The organism is Curtobacterium flaccumfaciens, from assembly GCF_013359815.1.
GTDB classification, from domain to species: domain Bacteria; phylum Actinomycetota; class Actinomycetes; order Actinomycetales; family Microbacteriaceae; genus Curtobacterium; species Curtobacterium flaccumfaciens.
Genome location: NZ_JABMCF010000023.1, coordinates 1 through 8,446 on the forward strand (window position 1 = coordinate 1; position 8,446 = coordinate 8,446).

Annotated in this window: 9 protein-coding genes; 4 read left to right on the plus strand and 5 right to left on the minus strand. The window is 70.6% G+C overall.

Annotated elements, in window-relative coordinates; genetic code table 11:
* Nucleotides 1-77: 77 nt before the first annotated feature.
* A complete protein-coding gene (locus tag HP445_RS00080) occupies nt 78-1,277 on the plus strand; it encodes an amidohydrolase (protein ID WP_128781319.1) in 1,200 nt (399 codons plus the stop codon).
* 88 nt (nt 1,278-1,365) lie between these two features.
* Here HP445_RS00080 and HP445_RS00085 read toward each other — a convergent pair whose 3' ends face one another.
* The gene (locus HP445_RS00085; RefSeq protein WP_128781320.1) at nt 1,366-2,256 is read right to left on the minus strand and encodes an aminodeoxychorismate lyase; all 891 of its coding nucleotides are present in this window, start codon (nt 2,254-2,256) and stop codon (nt 1,366-1,368) included.
* 20 nt (nt 2,257-2,276) lie between these two features.
* A complete protein-coding gene (locus HP445_RS00090) occupies nt 2,277-2,627 on the minus strand; it encodes a tryptophan synthase subunit alpha (protein ID WP_027464736.1) in 351 nt (116 codons plus the stop codon).
* Between the two features lie 64 nt (nt 2,628-2,691).
* On the opposite strand from HP445_RS00090, the gene HP445_RS00095 reads away from it, so the two are divergent.
* A complete protein-coding gene (locus HP445_RS00095; RefSeq protein WP_164941244.1) occupies nt 2,692-3,216 on the plus strand; it encodes an 8-oxo-dGTP diphosphatase in 525 nt (174 codons plus the stop codon).
* 10 nt (nt 3,217-3,226) lie between these two features.
* Here the strand turns inward: HP445_RS00095 and HP445_RS00100 are convergent, their stop codons facing one another.
* The 3 genes from HP445_RS00100 to HP445_RS00110 form a co-directional block, all read right to left on the minus strand.
* Entirely contained in the window at nt 3,227-3,514 is a 288-nt protein-coding gene (locus HP445_RS00100; RefSeq protein ID WP_027464737.1) for a hypothetical protein, read from the minus strand.
* 16 nt (nt 3,515-3,530) lie between these two features.
* A complete protein-coding gene (locus HP445_RS00105) occupies nt 3,531-4,832 on the minus strand; it encodes an ABC transporter permease (RefSeq protein WP_071405578.1) in 1,302 nt (433 codons plus the stop codon).
* Nucleotides 4,833-5,061: 229 nt separating this feature from the next.
* Nucleotides 5,062-6,750 carry a cation:proton antiporter gene (locus HP445_RS00110; RefSeq protein WP_027464738.1) on the minus strand — a complete coding sequence of 563 codons (1,689 nt, stop codon included), beginning with the start codon at nt 6,748-6,750 and terminating at the stop codon, nt 5,062-5,064.
* A gap of 115 nt (nt 6,751-6,865) precedes the next feature.
* Here HP445_RS00110 and HP445_RS00115 point away from each other — a divergent pair, with 115 nt between their 5' ends.
* The gene (locus tag HP445_RS00115) at nt 6,866-8,122 is read left to right on the plus strand and encodes an inorganic phosphate transporter (protein ID WP_035807670.1); all 1,257 of its coding nucleotides are present in this window, start codon (nt 6,866-6,868) and stop codon (nt 8,120-8,122) included.
* On the plus strand, nt 8,122-8,418 hold the full coding sequence (locus HP445_RS00120; RefSeq protein WP_128781322.1) for a hypothetical protein: 297 nt from the start codon (nt 8,122-8,124) through the stop codon (nt 8,416-8,418). Before HP445_RS00115 ends, HP445_RS00120 begins: the two co-directional genes overlap by 1 nt.
* The last annotated feature ends 28 nt before the right edge of the window (nt 8,419-8,446 follow it).

The following is an 8,446-nucleotide window of genomic DNA, read 5'->3' on the forward strand; positions in this document are numbered from 1 at the left end:
ACCCCCCCCCCGGCCCCGCCGCGCGCCCCTGCGACGGCGCCCGCCCGCGCACCGCGCCCCCGCGTACCGTTGGTGCCATGAGCAACTCCTTCGCGATCACCGGTGCCCACGTCGTCCCCGTCTCCGCTCCAGCCTTCGACGGCGGCACGGTCGTCGTCGAGGACGGCCGGATCACCGCGATCGGTCCGGACGTCACCCCGCCCGAGGGGATGCCCGCGGTCGACGCCACCGGTTCGTGGCTGGTGCCCGGGTTCGTCGAGGCGCACGGCCACGTCGGCATCCACGAGGAGGCCAACGGCGAGGCCGGCAACGACACGAACGAGATGACCGCCCCGAACATGGCCGGCGTCCGCGCGATCGACGCGATCGACATCGACGACGAGGGCTTCCGGGACGCCCTGGCCGGCGGGATCACGAGCATCGTCGTCAAGCCCGGCTCCGGCAACCCGATCGGCGGGCAGAGCGTCGCCATCAAGACCTGGGGCGGCCGGACGATCGACGAGCAGCTCATCTCCGACTCGGTGAGCGTGAAGAGCGCCCTCGGGGAGAACCCGAAGCGGGTCTACGGCGGCAAGGGCCAGACGCCCTCGACCCGGCTCGGTGTCGCGAAGATCATCCGCGACGCCTTCGTCGAGGCGCAGAACTACAAGGCCGCCCGCGATGCCGCAGCCGCGAAGGACGAGCCGTTCGCCCGCGACCTGACGAAGGAGACGCTCGTCCGGGTGCTCGACGGCGAACTCGTCTGGGACCAGCACACCCACCGCCACGACGACATCGCCACCGCGATCCGCCTGTCCGAGGAGTTCGGCTACCGCCTCGTCGTGAACCACGGCACCGAGGCGCACAAGATCGCCGACGTGCTGGCCGCCAAGGACATCCCGGTCATCTACGGCCCGCTCTTCACCAGCCGCTCGAAGGTCGAGCTCCGCGACCGCGGCATCCCGAACCTCGCCACCATCGCGGCGGCCGGGGTCCGGGTCGCCATCACGACGGACGCTCCGGTGGTGCCGATCAACATGCTCGTCGACCAGGCGACCGCCGCCGTGAAGGAGGGCTTGCCCGCCCAGACCGCACTCGAGGCGCTCACCGTCAACCCGGCCGAGTTCCTCGGGTTCGGGGACCGCGTCGGTCGCCTGGCCGAGGGTTACGACGCCGACCTGGTGCTCTGGGACGGTGACCCGCTCGACGCGACCAGCCGCGCGACGCGCGTCTGGATCGACGGCAAGCCCGTCTTCGCGTGGGCCGACGGGGCCGGCGTCACCACCCCGCGCTGGTAGCGGGTGCAGAGCCGGGAGGCCCGGATCGCGACGTGCCTGCGAGTCGCGATCCGGGCCTCCAGGCCGTTGCGCCGGGGGCGCCGCGTGCTCAGACCTCGCGCGCCAGCAGGAAGTCGTTGACGCGCGTCGTGAGCTCCGCGTCGATCGGCCGCGCGTCGCCGTTCACCGAACGGATCGGCGCAGCCTGCCGCACGCTCGACACGAGCCAGAGCGCGTCCGCCGCCGCCAGGTCGGCGAGGGTGACGAGCTCGTAGGCGGTCTCGATGCCCTCCTGCTCGGCGAAGCGGAACACGTCCGCCTGCGTCGTGCCGGCCAGGATCCCGATGTCGGTGCGGGGCGTGACGAGCCGGTCGCCGACCTTCATGATCAGGTTCGCGCGCGTGCCCTCGAGCACGTAGCCGTCGCTCGAGACGAACAGGGCGTCGTCGGCGCCGCGGCGGACGGCCTCGCGCAGAGCGGCCATGTTGACGCCGTACGACAGCGTCTTCGCGCCCTGCAGCAGCCACGGCGAGGTGCGCTCGACGTCGTGCCGGTACCCGCGGTCCAGGACGACGACGGAGATGCCCTCGGTGCGGGCGGCCGTGGAGTCACCCGACGGTGCGGCGTAGACCCACCCGGTCGGGCGATCGGTGCCCTCGACGCCACGGGTCAGGACGGTCTTGGCGAAGGCCTCGCGCACCGGGTCGAGGCGGGCACAGACGGCCTCGATGGCCTGGCGCCAGGCCTCCGGGTCGGGCGCGGGAAGATCCAGCATGGCGGCGGAGCGGCCGAAGCGGGCGAGGTGCGCCTCGAGGGCCTGGGGCCGACCGTCGATCACCGTGATCGTCTCGAACACGCCGTCGCCGCGCGTGACGCCGAGGTCCTGCACCTGCACGTGCTCCTCGAGCGGCTTCGCCCAGGTGAAGGCGTCGGCCGCGGGGTCGTGCGGCGCAGCGTCGCGGGAGGGCTGGTTGAGGACGGCGAGCACGGTTTCGGTCATGCCGTCCATCCAACCGCAGCTCAGCCGGCTTCGGGCAGCGCGCCCAGCAGCTTCCACACGGCGGGCGTCAGCTCGGGGTGCTGCAGCGCGATCCGGCGCAGCCGGTGGTACTCCTCGCCCAGCCGGGTGCCCTGCCCGGACGCCGGGTGGCTCGACCACTGCGCGTGCCGCTTGCCGATCGCCTCGTCCAGGTCGACGGCGTCCGCGCGCAGGATCAGCACGACCTGCTCGTCGACGGTGGGGAGCGTCGGCATGAACTCCCACGGGTCCTCGCCCTGACGGCTCCGGTGCTCGACGAGCATCGAGATCTCCTCGGCGGCCTCGGCGCGCAGCACTTCGAGGCTGCGCCCGGTCCTGCGGGGCTCAGCCATGGTGCCCCCGCAGCACGCCTGCCATGGGAAAAGCGTACGACACTCCATCGGTCACACTGGACGCGTGACCCTTCGCGACGAGAGCAAGTCCCAGCATCCCCGGGTGGTGGTCGTGTACCTGCTGCGCGACGGCGAGGCAGGCCCCGAGGTCCTGCTGGGGGAGAAGCGCCGCGGTCTCGGCACGGGCCGTCTGGTCGGCCCCGGCGGCAAGCGCGAGGCCGGCGAGTCGGCGGTCGAGACCGCCGTGCGCGAGGTGCGTGAAGAGGTCGGCCTGCGGCTCGACGCGGTCGACCTGGAGGCCCGTGGCACGTTGGACTACCGGTTCCCGTACCGACCGTCCTGGTCCCAGGTCTCGGACGTCTTCGTCTGCCGCCGCTGGCAGGGCGACCCGTCGGGCTCCGACGAACTGGAGCCGCGGTGGATCCCGGTCGACGCCGTCCCGTACGACGCGATGTGGGACGACGCCCGCTACTGGTTGCCGGGGGTGCTCGCTGGCGGCAGCGTCCGCGCGCGGTTCACGTTCGCCGAGGACGACGCGACGGTCGCCGGGTTCACCGGGACAGGCGTCGGCGTCGGCGTGGAGGACTAGCTGCTGGCTGCTAGCGCGGCTGCTGGGTGCGGGTGCTGCCGGTGCGCGCTTCCTCGGCGGCGGCCATGACGTCGGCGTCGCCGCTCCGGCCACCCAGGGGCCGCACGAAGAAGTCGATGATGCCGACGACGATCGCGCCGATCATCGAGAACATCGCCCACCCGACGAACAGCCCGGCGGTGCCGCGGCCGTCGGCGGGCGCGAGCAGGACGCTCGCGGCGTAGAAGCCCACCGTCAGCACGAGGAACACGACGACGACGGTGATGAGGACGCGGTGCCAGGTGATGCGCGGGTTCATCCGATCAGGATACGCGTCAGCGGTCGGCGTGCTTGCCGTGCGGAGCCGCCGCTGGTCGCGGTTCCTTCCGGTTCGCGGGGCGCTGCACGGCGATGCGACCGGTCGGTGTCGCGTCCGGCTCGAGGCCGTCGCGACCGCCGGTGAAGACGTCACCGCCGGTGCGGTCGTCCTCCCAGTCGTCGTCCCGCAGCACGCTCAGGGTGCCGGTCTCGGTGGAGGTAAGGCCGTGGCGCTCGAGCTCGGCGTCGCGCTGCCCGCCGAGGAACTCGCGGTTGGCGGTGTTGGCGTCCTGGAACATCGTGGTCCGGCCGGTGACGATCGCCCGGATCCGTCGGCGCTCCCACCACTTCTTACCGAAGTACATCAGCACCAGGCCGGCCGTGGCGTAGCAGGCCATCGTGATCAGGCCGCGGGCCGGGCCGGGGCCGACGCCGTAGACCTGGTGCTTGATCATGTCGACCATGCTCGAGCCGACGACGACGTTGTTCAGCCAGGCGAAGGGTTCGGGCATGAACCACTTCGGGTAGGCGCCGCCGGACGACGGCATGGACAGGAAGACGAAGCAGATCATCGCGGGTGCGGCGATGAACCGGCCGACGAAGTAGCTCAGGCCGTTCACCGCCAGGCCGATCGCCACGATCCAGCCCCAGGCGATGAGCACGAGCTGGATCCAGTGCCCGTGGATGGCGCCGAGCACGGGCCCGGCGAGCGTGTTCGTGATGAGCGAGATGACGAGGCCGCCGACCACGATGACCGTCATCCGGGTGCGGTGCCGGAGCGGGCCGCCCATGATGCCGATGAACATCGCGACCATGTAGCCGCCGATGCACCATGCGAGCATGACGTACATCGCGACGGTGCCGTACTCGTCCCAAGCAGGAAGGGGTGCGAGCTCGGTGACCTTCGGGGTCGCGACGCCCAGGCCGGTCAGCACCGCGGTGAGGGTGGCCGGCACGAGGCTCGCGACCTGGAACTGGTGGGCGCTCGCCTTGAAGAACTCGTTCGCGGCGGGGTCGTACGCGACCGCCATCGAGCCGCCGACCACGTCGCGCTTCGCCTGCGCGAGCGAGTCGTACGTGTGGAACACGAACTCGCCGGGCAACGCCTGCTGCACCGCCTGCACGAACGCCGGGTCGCTGCCGATCAGGGCGATCGGGACGTCGTGCGGGTGCGGGGCGTGGAACGCGAAGACGTAGCACAGGCAGAACCCGACGATGAAGAACAGCGGCATCCAGAGCTGCAGGCCGATCAGCTGCAGCGACGGGTGCAGGGTCGAGTACCACCGGCGGTAGGCGCCGTGCTGCTGGGGCGCGGGCACCGGAGCCTGTCGCCGGGGTCCCGAACGCGTGTGCCCGGCGACCTTGCCGCCACGACGCGGCTTGGTCCCCCGTGCGGAGGGACGGGTCCCACGCGGATTCGGCGGCGTGGGACGGGAACCGCCGGGGCGCTCCGGTCCGTCGTCGTTCCTGGGGACGTCGTTCCGCGGCGTGCTCACTCGGCGCTCTGCTCCTGCTCTCGATCGGAGCGCCAGGATACGCCCGGGGTGCTCAGGAGCGACTGCGCGACGCCTGCGCCGAGTCCATCGCGAGCTCCTCGGCGTCGAGGGTCACGAGCACGCGGCGCATGACCTCCTCGTCGAGGTTCCCCTTCTCCCGCTCCTCGAGCACGATCTCGCGGCGGCGGTCGAGGAGCTCACGCCGGATGTCCTGGATCTGCGAACCCCGGAGGCGCAGTGCGACGTTCCGCCCCTCGTCCTCTTCTTCCTCGGCGTCCTGACGGAACGTCTCGGCCTGACGCTCGAGTCGCGCCTTCAGCCGGTTCACCACCGAGTCGACGGCCTCCGAGCCGTACTGCTTCGCCCACGCCGGACGCCGTTTCTCGAGCAGCTCGATCGCGGCCTCGGTGGTGCGCTGGTTGAGCCGCATCTCGCTGCGCACGTCCTCCTCGCCCTCGGCCGGGTCCTGCACCTTGAGCGCGCGGATGACGAAGGGCAGGGTGAGTCCCTGCAGCAGCAGGGTCCCGACGGTGACGAAGAAGGCGATGATGAAGATGGTGTCCTGCGCCGGGATCTGCGTCGGGCTCGCCACGACCGACACGGCTGCGGCAAGGGTCACCACGCCGCGCATGCCCGTCCACGAGATGACGGTGAGCTCCCGCCAGTTGAGCTTCGGCTCCGCCGAACCACGCATCCAGCGCAGCGACGGGTGCCCGCGGGACAGCTTGATCCGCAGCGGCCGGAGCCACTTCCCGTTGAACCGGTTGCGCGCGTAGGACTCGAACACGAACAGCGGCCGCACCAGGATCACCACCGCGAGCACGACGGCCGCAGCGGTGAGCGTCTGCCCGAGGCTCCGCTCGCTCTCGACCAGGTCCTGCACGACGGTGTTGAGCTGCAGGCCGATGAGCGCGAACACGAAGCCCTCGAGGATGACATCGATGCTCGTCCAGAGCGGGCGCTCCTGCAGGCGGGTGGCGTAGCCCTCCTTCGGCGAGTTGTAGCCGATGTACAGGCCGGCCGTGACGACCGCGATGACCCCGGAGCCGGACAGGTCCTCGGCGAGGATGTAGGCGACGAAGGGCAGCAGGATGCTCATGATCGTCTCGACCACGGGGTCGTTGATGCGCATCCGGATCCAGTGCACGACGACGCCGAGGACGATGCCGACGACCAGACCGACGCCGATCGCCAGGCCGAAGATGCCGAGGTCCTGCCAGATCGTCAGCGACGTGCCCGCGATGATGAGCGTGAACACCCGCACCAGGGTCAGCGAGGCCGCGTCGTTGATCAGGCTCTCGCCGGACAGCACGGTCATGACGCGGCGGGGGAGTCCGAGCTTCCGGCCGATCGCGGCGGCGGACACCGCGTCCGGCGGGGCGACGATCGCACCGAGCAGGATCGCCGCCGGCAGGGTCATGTCCGGGATGAGCAGGTACGCCACCCCGCCGACGACCAGGGCGGTGACGATCACCAGGAAGATGCCGAGCCGTCGGATCTGCTTGATCGAGCCGCGGAAGCTCTGCCACGACACGTCGAGGGCCGCCGAGTAGAGCAGCGGCGGCAGGATCACCGTGAGGATGACCTCGGAGTCGATCTCCATGGGCGGCAGCCCGGGCAGGAACGAGGCGGCCAGGGCGACCGCCGTGACGAGCAGTGGAGCAGGGAGTCCCTTGGCCCGGGCGAACCCCGTCACCGCGAGCGATCCGATCAGCAGGATGAGGAGCTCAGCGGTGTCCATGGACGCATTCTCCCATCGGCATGGTTCCGAAGCTGAACGAGTGTGAAGCTGCGGTGAACAACAGGTGGACGATCAGGTTTGCTCGAAGGGCCGACGCCTGGGACACTTGCCCGCGGTGGACATCACACTCATAGTCGTCCTGGTCATCGCGTTGGCCCTCTTCTTCGACTTCACAAACGGTTTTCACGACACCGCCAACGCGATGGCGACCCCGATCGCGACCGGCGCCATGAAGCCCAAGGTGGCGGTCACCGTCGCTGCGGTGCTCAACCTGGTCGGTGCGTTCCTCAGCACCGCCGTGGCGACGTCGATCTCGCACGGATTGATCAACGAGGGGCCCGGTGGCGTCGCCATCAGCCCCGAGATGATCTTCGCGGGCCTGATCGGGGCAGTCGTCTGGAACATGATCACGTGGCTCCGCGGGCTGCCGTCGTCGTCGTCGCACGCGCTGTTCGGCGGGCTCATCGGTGCCGCGATCGTCGGCGCCGGGTTCCAGTCGGTCAACTACGTCGCGCTGCTGACGGTGGTGATCATCCCGGCGTTCGCCTCGCCCGTGATCGCCGCGCTCGTGTCGTTCCTGTCGACGCGCATCGCGTACCGGATCACGAAGCGTCCGGTGTTCCCGAACGAGCGCGGCGGGTTCCGCATCGGGCAGGTCTTCACCAGCTCGATGGTGTCCCTGGCGCACGGCACGAACGACGCGCAGAAGACGATGGGTGTCATCACGCTGACCCTCATCGCCTCGGGCGCGCAGTCGTCGAACCAGGGCGTGCAGTTCTGGGTCGTCGTCGCCTGTGCCCTCGCGATCGCCCTCGGTACCTACACGGGCGGCTGGCGCATCATCCGCACCCTCGGCTCGGGCATCACCGAGATCCGTGCGACGCAGGGCTTCGCAGCCGAGGCCTCGACCGCCGCGACGATCCTCGCCTCCAGCCACCTCGGCTTCGCACTGTCGACCACGCAGGTGTCCTCGGGCTCGATCATCGGCGCCGGGCTCGGCCGCCGCGGCTCGAAGATCCAGTGGTCGACCGCCGGCAAGATCGTCATCGCCTGGTTCATCACCCTGCCCGCGGCCGCCGCGGTCGGTGCGGTCGCCTCGGGCATCGCCCGCCTCGGCGTCATCGGGCTCGTGCTCGACGCCGTGATCGGTGCCGTCGTCATCCTCGGCCTGTACCTGTGGTCGCTCCGCAAGCCGCACGAGCAGGCCTCCGCGATCGAGGTCGACGTCGCCGCGAACGCGGTCCTGACCCGCAAGGAGCTGCGTGACATGCAGCGCAAGAAGCGTGCCGACGCGGTCGCCCAGCGTCGCGCCGAACTGAGCCGCGAGCGCACGCTCCGTCGCATGGCGGCCCGCAAGGGAGGCCGTCGCTGATGGGCATCGACTGGTTTGCATTCCTCACGGTGGCGCTCGTCGCCGTGGTCTCGTCGTGCTTCGTCGTCGCCGTGTACTCGGTCGGCCTCCGTCTCTGGAGCGCCGCCGACACCGGCGAAGGCAAGTTCACCGTGAAGGAGGACGGCACGATCGGCCCGGCCACCGCCGGCTTCCCGAACCCGGCCGGAGCCTCGGCGGCCGCACGTGCACTCCGCGCCGCGGCCATCGCGTGCTTCGTCGTGTGCGGCGCCGTCGTGCTCTACGGCATCTACCTCATCGTCCCGCAGTTCCACTGACGGGCACGCTCATCGAGTGAGCAGAAGA